Origin of the sequence: uncultured Fluviicola sp., from assembly GCF_902168135.1 — a bacterium.
Taxonomy (GTDB): domain Bacteria; phylum Bacteroidota; class Bacteroidia; order Flavobacteriales_D; family Crocinitomicaceae; genus Fluviicola.
This window is the reverse complement of the sequence record NZ_CABHOL010000017.1, coordinates 70,270-85,113: the sequence shown is the minus strand read 5'-3', so window position 1 is coordinate 85,113 and position 14,844 is coordinate 70,270. Positions and strand designations below refer to the sequence as shown.

Annotated in this window: 18 protein-coding genes; 14 read left to right on the top strand and 4 right to left on the bottom strand. The window is 41.0% G+C overall.

Features of this window, described 5'->3' with window-relative positions; all coding sequences use genetic code 11:
* The first annotated feature begins 9 nt into the window (after window positions 1–9).
* The 11 genes from QZT69_RS05775 to QZT69_RS05725 all read left to right on the top strand — a co-directional run bounded on the left by QZT69_RS05775 (window position 10) and on the right by QZT69_RS05725 (window position 7,846).
* Window positions 10–471: a hypothetical protein gene (locus tag QZT69_RS05775; protein WP_294671636.1), complete on the top strand. Its 462-nt coding sequence runs from the start codon at window positions 10–12 to the stop codon at window positions 469–471.
* A gap of 25 nt (window positions 472–496) precedes the next feature.
* A complete protein-coding gene (locus QZT69_RS05770) occupies window positions 497–1,375 on the top strand; it encodes a hypothetical protein (RefSeq protein WP_294671634.1) in 879 nt (292 codons plus the stop codon).
* Window positions 1,376–1,433: 58 nt separating this feature from the next.
* The gene (locus tag QZT69_RS05765) at window positions 1,434–1,982 is read left to right on the top strand and encodes a hypothetical protein (protein ID WP_294671631.1); all 549 of its coding nucleotides are present in this window, start codon (window positions 1,434–1,436) and stop codon (window positions 1,980–1,982) included.
* A 26-nt stretch (window positions 1,983–2,008) separates the two neighbouring features.
* Window positions 2,009–3,082: a hypothetical protein gene (locus tag QZT69_RS05760; RefSeq protein ID WP_294671629.1), complete on the top strand. Its 1,074-nt coding sequence runs from the start codon at window positions 2,009–2,011 to the stop codon at window positions 3,080–3,082.
* A gap of 3 nt (window positions 3,083–3,085) precedes the next feature.
* Window positions 3,086–3,760 (top strand): hypothetical protein, encoded by a 675-nt coding sequence (locus tag QZT69_RS05755; RefSeq protein ID WP_294671626.1) that lies wholly within the window; start codon window positions 3,086–3,088, stop codon window positions 3,758–3,760.
* Window positions 3,757–4,674, top strand: a complete 918-nt coding sequence (locus QZT69_RS05750; RefSeq protein WP_294671623.1) for a PASTA domain-containing protein — start codon at window positions 3,757–3,759, stop codon at window positions 4,672–4,674. The genes QZT69_RS05755 and QZT69_RS05750 overlap by 4 nt, the downstream gene beginning before the upstream one ends.
* Window positions 4,667–5,341 carry a hypothetical protein gene (locus QZT69_RS05745; protein ID WP_294671621.1) on the top strand — a complete coding sequence of 225 codons (675 nt, stop codon included), beginning with the start codon at window positions 4,667–4,669 and terminating at the stop codon, window positions 5,339–5,341. Before QZT69_RS05750 ends, QZT69_RS05745 begins: the two co-directional genes overlap by 8 nt.
* Window positions 5,342–5,431: 90 nt before the next feature.
* On the top strand, window positions 5,432–6,421 hold the full coding sequence (locus QZT69_RS05740; protein ID WP_294671619.1) for a hypothetical protein: 990 nt from the start codon (window positions 5,432–5,434) through the stop codon (window positions 6,419–6,421).
* Entirely contained in the window at window positions 6,405–6,875 is a 471-nt protein-coding gene (locus QZT69_RS05735; protein ID WP_294671618.1) for a hypothetical protein, read from the top strand. The genes QZT69_RS05740 and QZT69_RS05735 overlap by 17 nt, the downstream gene beginning before the upstream one ends.
* 75 nt (window positions 6,876–6,950) lie before the next feature.
* A complete protein-coding gene (locus tag QZT69_RS05730) occupies window positions 6,951–7,139 on the top strand; it encodes a hypothetical protein (RefSeq protein WP_294671615.1) in 189 nt (62 codons plus the stop codon).
* Between the two features lie 8 nt (window positions 7,140–7,147).
* Window positions 7,148–7,846, top strand: coding sequence for a hypothetical protein (locus tag QZT69_RS05725; protein ID WP_294671612.1), 699 nt, complete (start codon window positions 7,148–7,150; stop codon window positions 7,844–7,846).
* 28 nt (window positions 7,847–7,874) lie between these two features.
* On the opposite strand, the gene QZT69_RS05720 is transcribed toward QZT69_RS05725, so the two are convergent.
* The 4 genes from QZT69_RS05720 to panC all read right to left on the bottom strand — a co-directional run bounded on the left by QZT69_RS05720 (window position 7,875) and on the right by panC (window position 10,710).
* On the bottom strand, window positions 7,875–8,390 hold the full coding sequence (locus QZT69_RS05720; protein WP_294671610.1) for an adenylyltransferase/cytidyltransferase family protein: 516 nt from the start codon (window positions 8,388–8,390) through the stop codon (window positions 7,875–7,877).
* A complete protein-coding gene (locus tag QZT69_RS05715; RefSeq protein WP_294671608.1) occupies window positions 8,362–9,387 on the bottom strand; it encodes a lysylphosphatidylglycerol synthase transmembrane domain-containing protein in 1,026 nt (341 codons plus the stop codon). Before QZT69_RS05715 ends, QZT69_RS05720 begins: the two co-directional genes overlap by 29 nt.
* On the bottom strand, window positions 9,387–9,737 hold the full coding sequence (gene panD / locus QZT69_RS05710) for an aspartate 1-decarboxylase (protein WP_294671605.1): 351 nt from the start codon (window positions 9,735–9,737) through the stop codon (window positions 9,387–9,389). The genes QZT69_RS05715 and panD overlap by 1 nt, the downstream gene beginning before the upstream one ends.
* Window positions 9,738–9,870: 133 nt before the next feature.
* The gene (gene panC, locus QZT69_RS05705; protein WP_294671602.1) at window positions 9,871–10,710 is read right to left on the bottom strand and encodes a pantoate--beta-alanine ligase; all 840 of its coding nucleotides are present in this window, start codon (window positions 10,708–10,710) and stop codon (window positions 9,871–9,873) included.
* A gap of 115 nt (window positions 10,711–10,825) precedes the next feature.
* Here panC and QZT69_RS05700 point away from each other — a divergent pair, with 115 nt between their 5' ends.
* The 3 genes from QZT69_RS05700 to glmS are packed head-to-tail and all read left to right on the top strand — an operon-like array spanning window position 10,826 to window position 14,835.
* A complete protein-coding gene (locus tag QZT69_RS05700; protein WP_294671600.1) occupies window positions 10,826–11,656 on the top strand; it encodes a glycogen/starch synthase in 831 nt (276 codons plus the stop codon).
* The gene (locus QZT69_RS05695) at window positions 11,653–12,987 is read left to right on the top strand and encodes a DUF4270 family protein (protein ID WP_294671597.1); all 1,335 of its coding nucleotides are present in this window, start codon (window positions 11,653–11,655) and stop codon (window positions 12,985–12,987) included. Before QZT69_RS05700 ends, QZT69_RS05695 begins: the two co-directional genes overlap by 4 nt.
* A 3-nt stretch (window positions 12,988–12,990) precedes the next feature.
* Window positions 12,991–14,835, top strand: coding sequence for a glutamine--fructose-6-phosphate transaminase (isomerizing) (gene glmS / locus QZT69_RS05690; protein WP_294671594.1), 1,845 nt, complete (start codon window positions 12,991–12,993; stop codon window positions 14,833–14,835).
* Window positions 14,836–14,844 lie beyond the last annotated feature (9 nt).

Sequence of the window (14,844 nt, the reverse complement as noted above, 5' to 3'; positions counted from 1 at the left end):
TCCTGGCACATGGCAGCAATTGAAACAATCACAAGTACACTAACGAATTCCCCGCTTTCGTCTATGATCGAAAACATGGGACTTTCGGTAGCAACCGCTCAGGCAGCATTGGACACCAATTCCATCAACATGTTGAAACAACTCGCTTCCAGTACCGTGGAAATCGGAGAAAATCAGGTCAGCCTATTAAACTTAGGTTTTGTACCCAGTTTCTACGCTTTCACGGAAGCAAGTTTTGAAGCGAAAATGGATTTTGCAATGTCGGAATCAACTGCTTTCGATGTAAACGGAGTGGTTTCAGTGGAAACAAAAATGGTCTCAACGACCGTGAGTGCAGGCTACGCACGTAAATTCGATCAATCAGCTTCGGCTTCTTCGAGTATTGCAGCCCGCATGGTTTCTCTGCCTCCACCCGAAAATTTAGTTACACTTCTGAAAAACTTAAGCACAGAAGGAAACACAACAACGTAATCATTAATCACAAAAACAACAAAGTATGTTTAACAACAAACCACGCATTGGTCAGGAACTTCTTGACGTGCCTATGGGCGACATGATTCGCCAAATGGCTTTTGCAATCGCAGAAGCACAAATCGTTCTGGATCAGAACTCTATCGATGTAGCCGAAATGATGGGCGGTTTAACAACCGTTACGGATGAAGCTGGAAATGTCACTTTTGAAGATAGTCGAGTGTATTTCGGAACGGAAAGCATCACAAAAGGTGAAGCGATTGCTCGTCACAACTCTACAACAAACATCCAGCAAAAAGCGGAGATTCGTGGAGTATTGGCTGGCGATTACCAACCAACGTTAACTTCTACTGTTCCACCAGGATTTACTCCCGGAGCAGCAATTGCTGAAAATACCTACATCGATTATCAAGGTTTTTACCATGTAGGTACCGTTGGTGGAGGAGCTTCTGTTCAGGTAGCCTATGGAGACCTGGAGATTGCTTTAACATCCCCTTCAACAGATGCCGGTGTAGCTGTAAGTCTTCCTCGAAGAATTTCCATGTTGGAATGTGGTTTCACCCCGACTTTCTATCAATTCGTTGATACTATCATTGAAGTGAAAATTTCCATTCGTTACACACAGGAAGGAAATACAAGTTCTGCCGTAAACAACAATTTAAGATCAAGTGCAGCTCGTATTGGTCATGGATTCGGAAGAATTAAATTCGGACGATCGGTTCAAACTTCACAGGTTAACGCAAGTTATGCTCAGAAGTACAGCTACTCAGCGGAAGGATCCAGTTTGCTTCGCACCAAATTGGTTCCGATCCCTGCACCTGCAGTTCTGGAGCAGCGCATCCAGCGAATGATGGAAGAAGAGTTCAACAATGAAGGAACTCAGCCAGTACAAACTCCGGCATAATTAACCCTGGCAGCTGTCAAAGCGGCAGCTGCCTTATTAACCCTTAATCAATAAGCTTATGATAAATGTTGGAAGAGAGTTATTGAATGCTCCGTTTCCGGAATTAGTTCGAACGCTTGGTGTAGGGATTGCCGAGGCTCAATATGCTCTCGATCGTGTTTCTATCAAAATCGCGCAGTTAATGGCGGGATTCAAACTGAATGATCAAGGAAACCTGGAACGTGATGAAACTTCACTGATTAAACTCAGAGAAGGAGATGACGGAGTGAGCTTACTGGCTCTTGGTTTTACACCTACGTTTTACCAGTTTGTAGAGACATACATTGAACTTAAATTGGCTATTTCAATGAGGAAAGAAGAGGAAATCAGTGCTGAATCTTCTGTCAAAGGTGTTGCCTGGTCACCATTTGGTGTAATTGCAGCATCTGTAAACGCAAGTTATTCTCAGAAATACCAATACGAAGCAAACGGAAGTTCCGAAATGCGTACCAAACTCGTAACAGTTCCTGCTCCGGCAATGTTTGAAAGTCGTTTAAAACAATTAATGGACGAAACAGAAATTGCCCGAATTCAGCCTGAGCTCGAGGAAGAGGAAACCGTAAATTAATTACTAACCTATTCTAAAACAAGATTATGACAAAAAGCTGGAAAAAACTCATCAAAACCACTGATTCAGATTCAAAAAACGAAAGCGAAAACTCTTTTAGTAATACCCAATTTACCCTGGATGAAATTGCATCCCAAAATCAGAAATTGGAAGATTTGTTGAAGGAACGGCAGTCTTTGGAAAATGAGATGGGCAATTTACTTCAATCGAATAATCCTGTAGAAGAAAATCCTCGGTTCACCGGTACTATCGAATCGTTTAAAAGTAAACGTGAGAAGGAAAAAAACAGAGCCGCTCAAAAGAAAAAACTGGAAGAGCGGCTCTTAAAAAAAAGCAAAGAACTGAAGAAATGGGAGGAAACTCAGGACCGTCTGAGAGAGAAATTAGCCCTAAAAAACAGGTCTTTGCAAAAAGAAGAAACCGAACAAGATCCTTCAACCAGCCAAAAAGCACGAAAATCAATAAAAGAAAGTTCCGAGAAACTTTGGTCTAAAACCAAGTCAATCCGGAAAGAGAAAGATGTAATAGAAAGAAAAAAGAAAGTGCAAACCGAATTGATAGAAAAAGTAAAGAAGGTCCCTGAGAAAATCAAGGAACTAAAAAAACCGATTGATGCATTCGGACAGAAGGATCTTGTGAAGTTTCAACAGAAACTGGACCAGGTGAAAGAAACTGCTGATATTCCTAAAAAAATTCGCAGGATAAGAGACGACTGGGATGAAAAACACGAAACCCGGAAGGAAAAACTGAAAGAGAAAGTGGCGGTTAAAAAACTTTCCGAAAAGTTGGAAGAAGCCAAACGCTTTGGTCAATCTGTCAAATCAGAGATCAAAGATTCATTGGAATCCCTTGAATCAAAAGTACCGGAAATCAAAGAGATGACCGAAAAACTGGAGAAAGAACTGACCTTAGATGACCGCCAAAACAAAGTTTCGGAAAACGCCTCGGCAAAAAAAGCGGAGCAAAAAGAAACCGAGCAAAAGGAGACAGAACGCAGGGAAAGACTGAAAGAACGATTTCTTTCAAGAAAAAAGGCCGAACGAAAAGAAGAAGAACGGTCAAGTAGAAAAAAAGAACGCAAAAACGATAAATACAATTAAAAAATGAGTTCACCAACAACCACCAATTCACTGGCCCTGCATGAAATAGTTCTCAGCATCGCGGACAGTTTGAATGAAGCGCAGGACACCTTGCGCAGCATGGCTCCGTATGATGAATACGGAAGACCCAATACTTTATACCAGCTTCCTTACCTGGATTTTAACCTGGAAGTTATTTCACAATTTGAAACAACCCAAACAGGCGGAAGTTCTACCGGAGGAAACGGAATCCGATTCGTACCGTTTCGGAGTACCGAAACCACGAGCAGAAACCTGGGAACTATTACAAGCAACATTTCAGGACGTTTTGTTGCCGTTATGCCAAACGAAGGATTACCGCAGGTTTTATTGATAGGATCTGCTGCCGTAGACAGTATAGCAACCGACTTTGCTTTTTACACCATTACTGTAAAAGCAATCCAACCGACAGGAGAACCTATTGGCGGCCAACGAATAGAGTTGAATTTTGATGCAGACACTTCCTTCAACCTCAACGGCGGCAACGCTGTTACTCCACCGGTTTTCATCGATCCGAAAGACGGATATACCATCAATGAAGACGGGAGTTTCAAGGTAAAAGTTAAACTCAAAATCTCAGACTACGACTTACTCCGAACCTTCGTGTTCAAAGCCAATAGTGGCACACAATTTACATCAATCGCAATTAGTAAGCCATGATAACATTTGAAAATTTCTCATTAAAGTTTAAGCTTAATGACTCAACTGGTGCATCGTTTGATGATCTTCCAGTTCGTGTGCAATTCTATAGTTTTAAAGATCGCAACTGGATCACTGTTTTCGCAGAAACGATCACAGCAGGACAACTAACCATTGAAAAACCTGTTGGATCCGCCACTACGGAAGAAGGGATCTTTTACAACTTGATTGCTACCGAGAGGCTGCCTCCGCTAAGGATCGTTCCGAGTAACCCGATCGGATCAGGAATTGTAAAACAGCCAATTATCGCAAGTTCATTTGTTTTTAAAGTGGAAGATCTTGATGGAATACTAACTTTCGTCATTGATTTCGGCAAAATGACTATGATCCCTGATGAAATGATCCTCGACACAAACACTGAATTCGAAGAGATTTTGCCGGTCGCCAACTATTTCCCGATTACGACGAATACCGGAGAACCAGAAACTCCGCCGGTTCCTATCCAGGATTTATATGCAAATCTTGTTTCTGAGATTGCTACTGCAACGGATTCAGCTGACGGACTTCCTTTTAAGCTGTCCAATATCTCACTGAAACTGAAAGCGCTTGTTCATGGAGACGGCGAATCACTGAGTGCATCTTTACTGACTCTGGAAAATTCCGAAAACGTGAATGGCGAAGCTATCAGCGAACTGTTTTTTGACATCACTCCTGTTACTAACAGGGAAAACAATGCAATCGCAGTTCCAAATCTTTTGGGTTTAACCGAAACAGCTGTTCGAAAGATCCTGAAAAACCTCGGACTAAAATTAAACCCGGTTTATCAGAAAAAGGATTCCGTCGTTATTGGAGATTCATTCAAACAATTCCCTTCTCCGGGAACGAATACGCAACCTAATCAATTAGTAACTGTAATTTTTAACAAACATGAGTAACACAAATAACCCCGTTCAATTATTCAGTGAATTGCTGGGCGGCCCATTGGGTGAGTTGATCAGCTCGGTTGGTCAGGGAGTCGGCGATGCTCAGGCAGCCCTGGATCAGGGAGCACTTCAGCAAACGCTTGACATTTACGATATCAGTAAAGACGAAGATCGGTCCACCGAAGAATTAAATCTTGTAAACCTGATCCGCGAAATGGGATATCAACCCACATTTTATTCGATTCCCGAAACAGAAGTTGAAGCACAGATTTCCCTGTCACTGGACCTGAAATCGGAACAATCTACTCCCACTACGGGCTATACACTTTCGAAATACAAAGTGAATGCAACCCCATTGAATGCAGGAAACATGAACCGATATGGAATTCAGGCAGATGCTATGGCAAAACTGAAATTCAAAATTGTTCCCGTTCCTCCGCCTCCGGGCAGTGCGGATCTGCGACTTGTTCCTGATTTTGACCACTGGAATGCAGAAACCAAAGAAATGATCCAGCGACTTGGATTTATCTACGAACTCAGAGCCGAAGATGATACTTTGATCACGGATGAAGAAGGATTGGATGATTATATCGTTCTGGAACAAACTCCGACAGCCGGTACGATTTCCAAAACAGGAAACCTGCTGGTTCTAAAAATAGCCGAAGAACAAGTTGGCTAAAACCTAACCCTAAATTCGGGATGCCGCTTAAAAGCTGTGTCCCGGATTTTAAAAATCACAGCAATACAAACCATATCACCAACCAACCGCATGCTAAATCTAAAAAACACGAATCCGATCTTCGACCAGGTAGCGGAAATAAACAGCCAAAAAGAATATTGGTATGTTAGAACCGATGGCGGAGATCATTATACCGATTTTATCCGGAAAGGATATGTCGGCATCAACTGGAATTTCATTTCAGCTGAGGATATCCGGGAAGAAAACCTGAAATATCTTAGAAAATCCGTCATTACAAACAGTTACAAATACCGGAACGTTCCGTATGACAAATTGAGTTCCGGAGAGAAATCATCGATTACGAAAACAATCAACAAACTCTTTACTTTTAAAAACCTGAAAAAGGGCGACGTGGTACTCATTCCTTCGGAAGATGCCGATTATTTCAGTATCGGTGAAATAGCAGATGATGAAATTTATAACGCCTCCCGATCAGATCTGTCAACAGGCGGATTCCTCAAGAGAAGAAAAGTAAACTGGCTGAAAACTTCCGTTAAACACCATTATTACAATTCTTTGTTTTACCTGCTGAAGCATTCCCACACCATTGTTTCCATCAAAAAACACGCGGATTTCATTGATTCGCTGATGGAAGAATTGTACATCAAGGACGGCGATTGTTTTTTGTCTTTACGGATCAACAAAGAATCGGAAATCAGTCTGAAAGATCTCAAAGACCTATTCGACAATTACCTGGGACTGATCTCGCAGGTCAACACAGACTTCAATTTCGGAGAGAAAATCGATACTACAACAGTCAAATTGAGTTTAAATTCTCCGGGATTCATCAATATCAAACTACCGGTCGGGAAATCATTGATCCTAACGAGCCTGATTGTTTCCATGTTCCTGAATGGCTGCACAGATGAAGAGATCAGCATGAAACTGAATCGCGAACATATTCCGAACGAGTACATTCCTTACATGGACTCCATCCAAAACATCCGGAAAAACCTGGAGGTAGAGAACGATAGTATTTTTAACCGTTTAACAAGTCTTGAAAATGGAAACAGTAAGTAGTTTTTTGTCTTCCGGAGACAATGTGTTCAAGTTTTTGCTGACCATGTGTATCGGCACCATCCTGTTCAACATCGTTTATCCAACCGATAAGATCCGGGAAATTGGCATTCGTCAAAGCGAACTGAGCTACAAATTAGATCTGATGAATGATGAATCCAAAACACTTTACAAAGAAATCAAAAGCCTCAACCGGTTAAAGCGGAATTTAACACTCAGTGGTTCTGTCAATTTCAGGAAAAAGCTGGAATCTTTTGATTTGAAATACGAGCAGCTGGCTAAAAAAGATTACGAGATCAAACACCTTCGAAGACTCATAGGAATTTCCAGGGACGAATTGGATTTCTACTCAAGCTTCCGTTTCTGGAGCTATTATCCTTCGATGATTATCGGGATGATATCGCTGGTTTGCTGGATCAATTTTTATGTGAAGAGTGTAGAAACAAAAGAATCTTAAACTGCCAATTATCAGGTTTAATTAAAATTTTGAATTCCCTGTTTTTTTAATTAAATTTGATTGTAATTTACTGTTATGAGTGCAATTGTAAGTAATAACGATGAAATAATCCAATCCACCAGAGAAGGGAGGTTATACATTCGTACACAGGACTTTTTCAGACAACAAAAGGTTCGCGAAATTATTTTAGATTTGCTAGAATCAGATATTGTAAAAGATATTGAAGAATATCAGAAAAAGCGAGAAAAAGAAAAGAAAAAATAACCCGCTAGATGCCCTGGAACCTGCTATTGCTTCCGCTTGTTGCGGGATACTACATATTCACAAAATCCTATTTTTTCAAGTTCAAACAACAAAGGATCGATCAGCAAAGACTCGTCTTTGAAAGCATTATATTGGCTGTTGCAGCATCTATAATCACTTATTCAATCCGTTTATTTTATGAATCTGTTGCATCTCCGGAATTTCAAAACATTGTTTACAAAGCTATTCCGATCAAATCGCCTTATGCCGGAACATCTTTATGCATATTGCTTCTTTCAATTACTTTCACCGAAATCAGTAATTTGTTTTTAGATGAAAAGAAACGGATTATAAAAGCTATTAAAGCTATCGGAAACGAATTTGAATTACAGCTGAAATCATCTTTTACAGAAAATAAGCTCTTATTATTCACTTTGAATAACGGGAAAATCTATATCGCCTGGGTAAAAGAACTTCCGATACCTTCTGTATCCAAATACGTTAGAATCATACCGATAATCAGTGGATACAGAGATGATCAGAAAAATGTCGTGTTTACAACTCATTATCTTTCTGTGTATGGAGAATACATTAAAGAAGGTAAAGTACAATCTATCTCGGAACTCAATACAGATGTCATTCTAAACTCAGACGACATAGTCACCGTTAGTTTTTTTGACAATGAAATGTATAAGGTTTTCAACAAGGTCGGAAAAGTCGAATCCTAAAACCTTCGGAAGAGTTTACCCCGAATCTTTAGCTTTTCAGCTTCTTTACAATACTCGTAGTGCTGAACCCTTCTACCAAAGCAACGGTTTTTACTTCTCCGCCATTTGCAAGGATTGTTTCACGGCCTACAATGTATTTTTTGCCGGAAGGATCTTTTTCATCCGCATCGTAATCCGCACCTTTTACCAAAACATCGGGCTTCAAGGACTCAATCACGGAAACAGGGGTGTCTTCATCAAAAAAGACCACACCATCCACAAATCCCAAAGAGGCCAGGATCAGCGCCCTGGAAGATTCGGGATTAATCGGACGCTCCTCACCTTTCCCCTGTCTTTTCACGGAAGCATCGGTATTGATGGCAATAATCAGTTTCGAACCGAAATCAGCCGCTTTGGCAAGATAAGTCACATGTCCTTCGTGCAGAATATCAAAACAGCCATTGGTAAAAACCACCTTTTCACCGGAATTTTTCCATTCCAGTATACGCTCTTTCATCTCCTGCACCGAAGCTACCTTATGCTTGACCTGTTCGAACCTTCCCATCTTTTGAATAATTTTTTGGTAATAGAAAAAAGGACAACATTCCCAGAACGATGATCAATAAAGTTTGGGAAGCCCAGATAATGGTCCCCAAAGCACAACCGATTCCCCAGGCTTGAGTGCCGTATTGATCTTTCAAATAGTATTCGATAACCAATCCTACCACTAAAGGAAAAACTCCGATCCCGCCATTAGTTAAAGTGATCCCAAGAGATCCGGCTAAAAAGGCAATGAGCATACCAGTAGCAGGAACATTTGAGGTTTCCTCAAGTGCAAAAAAGCAGATTGCAAAATAAACTACATACAGGATCCAAATAAATAAAGTATGACCTATAAACCCAACAGGATTCTTTGTTTTAAAAACCGATAATGCGCCTGAAAACAGGCCAGTGATAAACCCGATCACTTTCAAACGGATACTTTTTATCAAAAGCACCATCCCGAACGCAGCTGCAACTAACGCTAAAATAATCCATTTAATCAACTGGAAAGTTGAAGCAGAATCAGGATTCCCTGAAAATCGTGCTTCTATCAAACCTTTAATCTTCCAAAAATCCCCGGCCCCAACAATAGAAGCAAGCAATGCAACGGAAAACAGCATGATGAGGTCGAAAACACGCTCTGCCAGAATAGTCCCGAAAGATTTGGAGAAAGGCACGCCATCGGATCGATACAACATGGCTGCACGAGAAGCTTCTCCGGCCCTTGGAATGGTGAGATTCACAATGTAACCGATCATAATCGCATGGTAACGGTTCCACAAAGAAGTCTTGTATCCCATTGGCTCCAACAAGTACTTCCAGCGGTATGCCCTTGAAAGCAGCGCAAAAAAACTTAATAATAAAGACAGGAAAACCCAAAAATAATTGGCTTCACGAAGCGCTTTGTAAAAAGCCGCTTCTACTTCCGGTTCCATGGAAGTAAAAAAATACCAGATCAGATAAACACCTAAGGCCAGTGGAAGAACTGTTTTTAGAAGAATACCTGCCGTTCTTTTCATTAGACTATCAAATTAGTCAATTCATTCGGAAAAACCAAAGATGGCTTAAATGCTCTTGCTTCCTCGGGAGTCATATACCCATATCCAATCACAATAATCATATCACCGACAGCTACTTTTCGGGCAGCAGGTCCATTTAAACAAATTGTTCCGCTTCCACGATCGCCTTTGATGACATAAGTTTCCAAACGCTCACCGTTATTGATATTGACCACCTGAACACGCTCTCCTTCAACCAGGTTGGATGCATCCATCAATGCTTCATCAATGGTAATACTTCCTACATAATTTAATTCTGCCTGGGTAACACGTACACGGTGAATTTTTGATTTGACTACTTGTATCAACATGCTTGTAAAAATCGAAGTGCAAAGATAGTACTATAATTACGAATTACGAATTCCTAATTGCGAATTAAGATTCTTTGGATAATTCCCGACTGCAGATCAAACACCCTTTCAATTCGTAATTGGGAATTAGCAATTAAATAAGTGTCATATTATCGATCAACCTGACTTCTCCGCAAAAACAGGCGATGCACATGGCAGCTCCCGGAACCCACTTATCTGAAAGATCCTGCAAAGTATGCGGATCAACGATGGTTAAATATTCCAGCTGAAGCGCTCCCTGTTCAAAAAAGTCCTTTGCTCTTACTATTGTTTCCGCAGGTGAAAAACTTCCCGCATCCGCTTTTGCATGCATCAGTGTATGATAGATAATTAAAGCTTCTTCTTTCTGAACTTCCGACAAGCGCTTGTTGCGGCTGCTCATTGCAAGTCCCTTTTCTGTTCTTGAAGTCTCGCATGGAACAATCTCAATCGGAAGGTTTAACTGTTCAACCATTCGTTTGATTACGGCAACCTGTTGAAAATCTTTCAACCCGAAAAATGCTTTTTGAGGCTCTACAATATCAAACAAACGGTATACAACCTGGACAACGCCTTTAAAATGACCTGGACGGAACTTTCCTTCCATAACTTCGTCCAAACCGGCTAAATCTACCCGGGGAGATACCAGGTTTTCAGGATAAATTTCGGTTTCAGAAGGAAAAAAAGCGACATCACATCCGAATTTTTTCAACAATTCAGAATCTGCATGAGGAGTGCGCGGATACTTTTCGAGATCCGAAGGATTATTGAATTGAGTAGGATTTACAAAAACACTCACCACAACAACGTCACATACAGTACTGGCGCGACTTACCAAGTCCATATGACCTTGATGCAGGGCTCCCATAGTTGGCACAAAACCAATGCTTTTACCTTCTTTTCGGGCTGAATCCAGGGTCTTCTTTAACCCTTCAACCGTGTTGATTATTTCCACTTTTCTACCCTTTCGTTCAAAACAAGCAGGCAAAACTATATTAATATCTTGAAGATTCCGTCTTTTTTTCTTAATTTTGCACTTATAATATTCAAAAATTCCCCTATCGAATTCTATGGAAAAGAAAAGAATTCTCTTTGTTTCACAGGAAATTTACCCATTTCTTGCAAAAACAGAAATTTCTCACAATGCTCGCAAGCTTCCGCAAGGAACGCAGGAGAATGGTAAAGAAATCCGTGTTTTCACACCTCGCTTTGGCTCGATTAACGAAAGAAGACATCAACTTCATGAAGTAATCCGCCTTTCGGGAATGAATATCATTATTGACGACAATGACCATCCGCTGATCATTAAAGTAGCGTCAATTCCGGCAGCACGTTTACAGGTTTATTTCATCGACAACGACGAATTCTTTAAGCGCAAGACCAATGTTACCGACGATAAAGGAGCTGATTTCAATGACAACGATGAAAGAAGTATGTTCTTCTGCCGCGGTGTTTTGGAAACAGTTAAAAAATTAGGCTGGAAACCGGATGTTATCCATTGCCACGGCTGGATGACTTCGTTGATGTCCTTGTATATCAAAAAGATCTACAACAAAGACCCGCATTTTGCCGATACAAAAGTGGTATACAGTATCTACGATGATAAAGAAGGGTTTGAATCTTCCTGGGACGAACGTTTCCACGAGAAGTTGAAATTCGACGGATTTGATGAGGAAGTCACAAATTTAGTTAAAACACCTACCCTGGATGCAATAACTAAAGCAGCTGTTACGTTCAGTGACGGTGTTGTTCAAGGGAGCGAAGCAATTCAACCGGAATTGCAGAAAGTCTTCGATGAAGCAACCTGTTTAAAACTAAATTATTTACCTGAAGAACACTTAACCAAAGGATTATCAGAGTTCTTTGACAAAGTAATAGAAGAAGGCATTTTGATACAATGATGAATCTAAAAAAACCAAATAACAACTGGCGGAAAGCAATTTTACTTTCCGCTTGTTTTGTCTTAACACTTTCCGTTTTACCGGGCTGTAAAAAAACATCTTCCCCTTACGGATCAGAAGCATTAAGCGTTGAGGACTTATTAGCCTCAGGCGGAAAGGATACTTTTCAATTGAAAACATACTCAGTCCTGGAAGATACATTAAATACAGACAATCAGAATTTTGCAACTCTGGGGGCATATCACGACCCCAAATTAGGAATTGTGAATGCTTCTTTTTACACCCAATTTACCATTTCAGGAGCTATCAACATGGAAGCTGCTCCTGCTCCTGTTATTGACTCGGTAGTCTTAAGTTTGAACTACGGCGGCTATTATGGGAAGTTGGATCCGCAGAAATTTGAGGTTTACGAACTTGATGAAGAATTGGACGTAAATGCTGACTACAAACGGAACACTACAAAAAATATCATGGGCTCGGATTTAGTCGACCCTGCATCAGCAACTCAAACCCCAAATACCACTGCGAAAGTTGTTCTTGCAAATGATACAACACCACTAAACCCGCAGTTGAGACTGAAACTCGACAACGCTTTCGGTCAGCAATTCCTGGATGATATGGCTGCCGGAAACGCAGCATTCACCAGCACCAGTAATTTTCTTAGCTCCGGCTACTTTAAAGGATTTAGAATTAATGTCTCCAATGCAAGCCCGGCTAAAGGAAAAGGAGCTGTATTGTACTTCAGATTGGATAATGCTCAAACGAAACTAACGATCTATTACAAGCTTTCAGGAGACACAATTCCCAAAGAAGTTCCTTTGATTATTAATGGTACCTGCGCCGATTTCAATCATGTTGAAGTCAATCACAGCGGATACCATATTGCGGATGTTTTGGCAAACCCTCTAAACGGTCAATCACAATTTTACACACAATCATTTGATAGCAGAGCAGTTGTTGAATTTCCTACTGTAAACAACATCAACAGCAAATCTTTAATTAACAATGCTTTGCTTTACATTCCGGTTGCATACCAAAACGGAGATTTTTACTACCCAAGTGTACTTCTGGAAGTTGGGTACAAAACAGATTCAGGAGAAATAATAACATTCAAGACAGCTAATTACGACAACAATCAAAAGGCATTCATAGTTGATCTAAGAGATTATGTCCAGGATATTGTTTCCGGAAAAGCTGAAAACAGAGGAGTTTATTTATTTCAATCTTCCTTATATTTTAATTGTACTGCCGAAAGAATTGTTTTCAACGGACCTTTGTCTCCTTACAAGACAAGACCTAAACTAGTTGTCAAATACACTGAATTCAAATAAACTATGTGTGGAATTGTAGCATATATTGGGAAGAAAGAAGCTTACCCTATTTTAATTAAGGGATTAAAGCGATTGGAGTATCGTGGATATGATAGTGCTGGAATTGCATTACTGGACTCCGGGAAAGTGAATTTATACAAACGTCAGGGAAAAGTATCCAACCTGGAAGAATTTGCAGCAGGCAAAAACCTGGCTGGTCATGCCGGAATTGGTCATACGCGTTGGGCAACCCACGGAGCTCCGAATGACATCAACGCACATCCGCATTATTCCAATGATGAAAAAATTGCTTTGATCCATAACGGGATCATTGAAAACTATAACAGCTTAAAAGAAGAGCTGATCGTTCGCGGATATCATTTCAGAAGTCAGACAGATACAGAAGTATTGGTGCATTTGATCGACGATATCCAAAAGAAAGAAAAAGTGGATTTGGCTGAAGCAGTTCGCATGGCATTGCAAAATGTGATCGGTGCTTACGCAATTGTTGTCATTTCTGCAGACAATCCGAACCAATTGATCGCGGCCCGAAAAAGTTCTCCGCTGGTTGTAGGGATCGGGAAAGAAAACGATTTCTACCTGGCTTCAGACGCCACTCCGATCATCGAATACACCAACCAGGTTGTTTACCTGGAGGATGAAGAAATCGCAGTGGTAGACCTGAAAACAGGATTGAACATTACCAACCTGCGTAACCAGCCGAAAACACCTTACGTTCAGGAATTGGAAATGCAGTTGGAAACTCTTGAAAAGGGCGGATACGAGCATTTCATGCTGAAAGAGATCCACGAACAGCCTCGTTCCATCAAAGATTGTTTCCGGGGACGTCTGAATGCTTCCGAAGGATGGGTTTCTTTAGGCGGAGTAAAAGATTACGAGCAAAAAATGATCAATGCCCAGCGCATTGTAATGGTTGCCTGCGGAACTTCCTGGCATGCTTGTTTGGTCGGAGAGTACTTATTTGAGGACCTGGCAAGAATCAATGTCGAAGTGGAGTACGCATCCGAATTCAGGTACCGAAACCCGATCATTAACGAAAATGATATCGTTATTGCTGTTTCCCAATCCGGTGAAACCGCGGACACATTAGCAGCATTGGAATTGGCAAAATCCAAAGGAGCAACCATCCTTGGGATTTGTAACGTGGTGGGATCTTCCATTTCACGTATTACAGATGCGGGTTCATATACACATGCCGGACCTGAAATCGGTGTGGCTTCTACCAAAGCGTTTACGGCGCAGGTAACTGTTCTTACGTTGATGGCACTTTCTTTGGCTCACAAAAAAGGAACTTTAAGCGAATCGAAATTCAGAACGATGCTTTCCGAACTGGAGGTAATTCCCGAGAAAGTAAAACGTGTATTGGAACGTAATGCAGAGATCGAAGAAATTTCGAAGATCTACAAGGATGCTAACAACGCACTTTACCTGGGAAGAGGAAGCTCATTCCCGGTTGCATTGGAAGGAGCTTTGAAATTGAAAGAAATTTCCTACATCCACGCGGAAGGATATCCGGCAGCAGAAATGAAACACGGACCTATCGCTTTGATCGATGAGGAAATGCCGGTTTTCGTTATCGCAACCAAAGGAACTTCTTACGAAAAAGTAGTAAGCAACATCCAGGAAGTAAAAGCGCGTAAAGGAAAGATCATTGCCATCGTAACCGAAGGCGATACAGATGTGAAAGCAATGGCAGACCACGTGATCGAAATTCCGGATACGGACGAACACCTGGTTCCTATCCTGGCAACGATTCCGTTCCAGTTACTGAGCTACCACATTGCGGTTATGAGAAATTGCAACGTAGATCAACCAAGAAACTTAGCGAAGTCGGTTACTGTAGAGTAAGTAATGAAA

Bases quoted from the DNA above. Each gene is read 5' to 3' on its own strand.
- QZT69_RS05775 (WP_294671636.1), top strand. From the start codon at position 10: ATGGCAGCAATTGAAACAATCACAAGTACACTAACGAATTCCCCGCTT.
- QZT69_RS05770 (WP_294671634.1), top strand. From the start codon at position 497: ATGTTTAACAACAAACCACGCATTGGTCAGGAACTTCTTGACGTGCCT.
- QZT69_RS05765 (WP_294671631.1), top strand. From the start codon at position 1,434: ATGATAAATGTTGGAAGAGAGTTATTGAATGCTCCGTTTCCGGAATTA.
- QZT69_RS05760 (WP_294671629.1), top strand. From the start codon at position 2,009: ATGACAAAAAGCTGGAAAAAACTCATCAAAACCACTGATTCAGATTCA.
- QZT69_RS05755 (WP_294671626.1), top strand. From the start codon at position 3,086: ATGAGTTCACCAACAACCACCAATTCACTGGCCCTGCATGAAATAGTT.
- QZT69_RS05750 (WP_294671623.1), top strand. From the start codon at position 3,757: ATGATAACATTTGAAAATTTCTCATTAAAGTTTAAGCTTAATGACTCA.
- QZT69_RS05745 (WP_294671621.1), top strand. From the start codon at position 4,667: ATGAGTAACACAAATAACCCCGTTCAATTATTCAGTGAATTGCTGGGC.
- QZT69_RS05740 (WP_294671619.1), top strand. From the start codon at position 5,432: ATGCTAAATCTAAAAAACACGAATCCGATCTTCGACCAGGTAGCGGAA.
- QZT69_RS05735 (WP_294671618.1), top strand. From the start codon at position 6,405: ATGGAAACAGTAAGTAGTTTTTTGTCTTCCGGAGACAATGTGTTCAAG.
- QZT69_RS05730 (WP_294671615.1), top strand. From the start codon at position 6,951: ATGAGTGCAATTGTAAGTAATAACGATGAAATAATCCAATCCACCAGA.
- QZT69_RS05725 (WP_294671612.1), top strand. From the start codon at position 7,148: ATGCCCTGGAACCTGCTATTGCTTCCGCTTGTTGCGGGATACTACATA.
- QZT69_RS05720 (WP_294671610.1), bottom strand. From the start codon at position 8,390: ATGGGAAGGTTCGAACAGGTCAAGCATAAGGTAGCTTCGGTGCAGGAG.
- QZT69_RS05715 (WP_294671608.1), bottom strand. From the start codon at position 9,387: ATGAAAAGAACGGCAGGTATTCTTCTAAAAACAGTTCTTCCACTGGCC.
- panD (WP_294671605.1), bottom strand. From the start codon at position 9,737: ATGTTGATACAAGTAGTCAAATCAAAAATTCACCGTGTACGTGTTACC.
- QZT69_RS05700 (WP_294671600.1), top strand. From the start codon at position 10,826: ATGGAAAAGAAAAGAATTCTCTTTGTTTCACAGGAAATTTACCCATTT.
- QZT69_RS05695 (WP_294671597.1), top strand. From the start codon at position 11,653: ATGATGAATCTAAAAAAACCAAATAACAACTGGCGGAAAGCAATTTTA.
- glmS (WP_294671594.1), top strand. From the start codon at position 12,991: ATGTGTGGAATTGTAGCATATATTGGGAAGAAAGAAGCTTACCCTATT.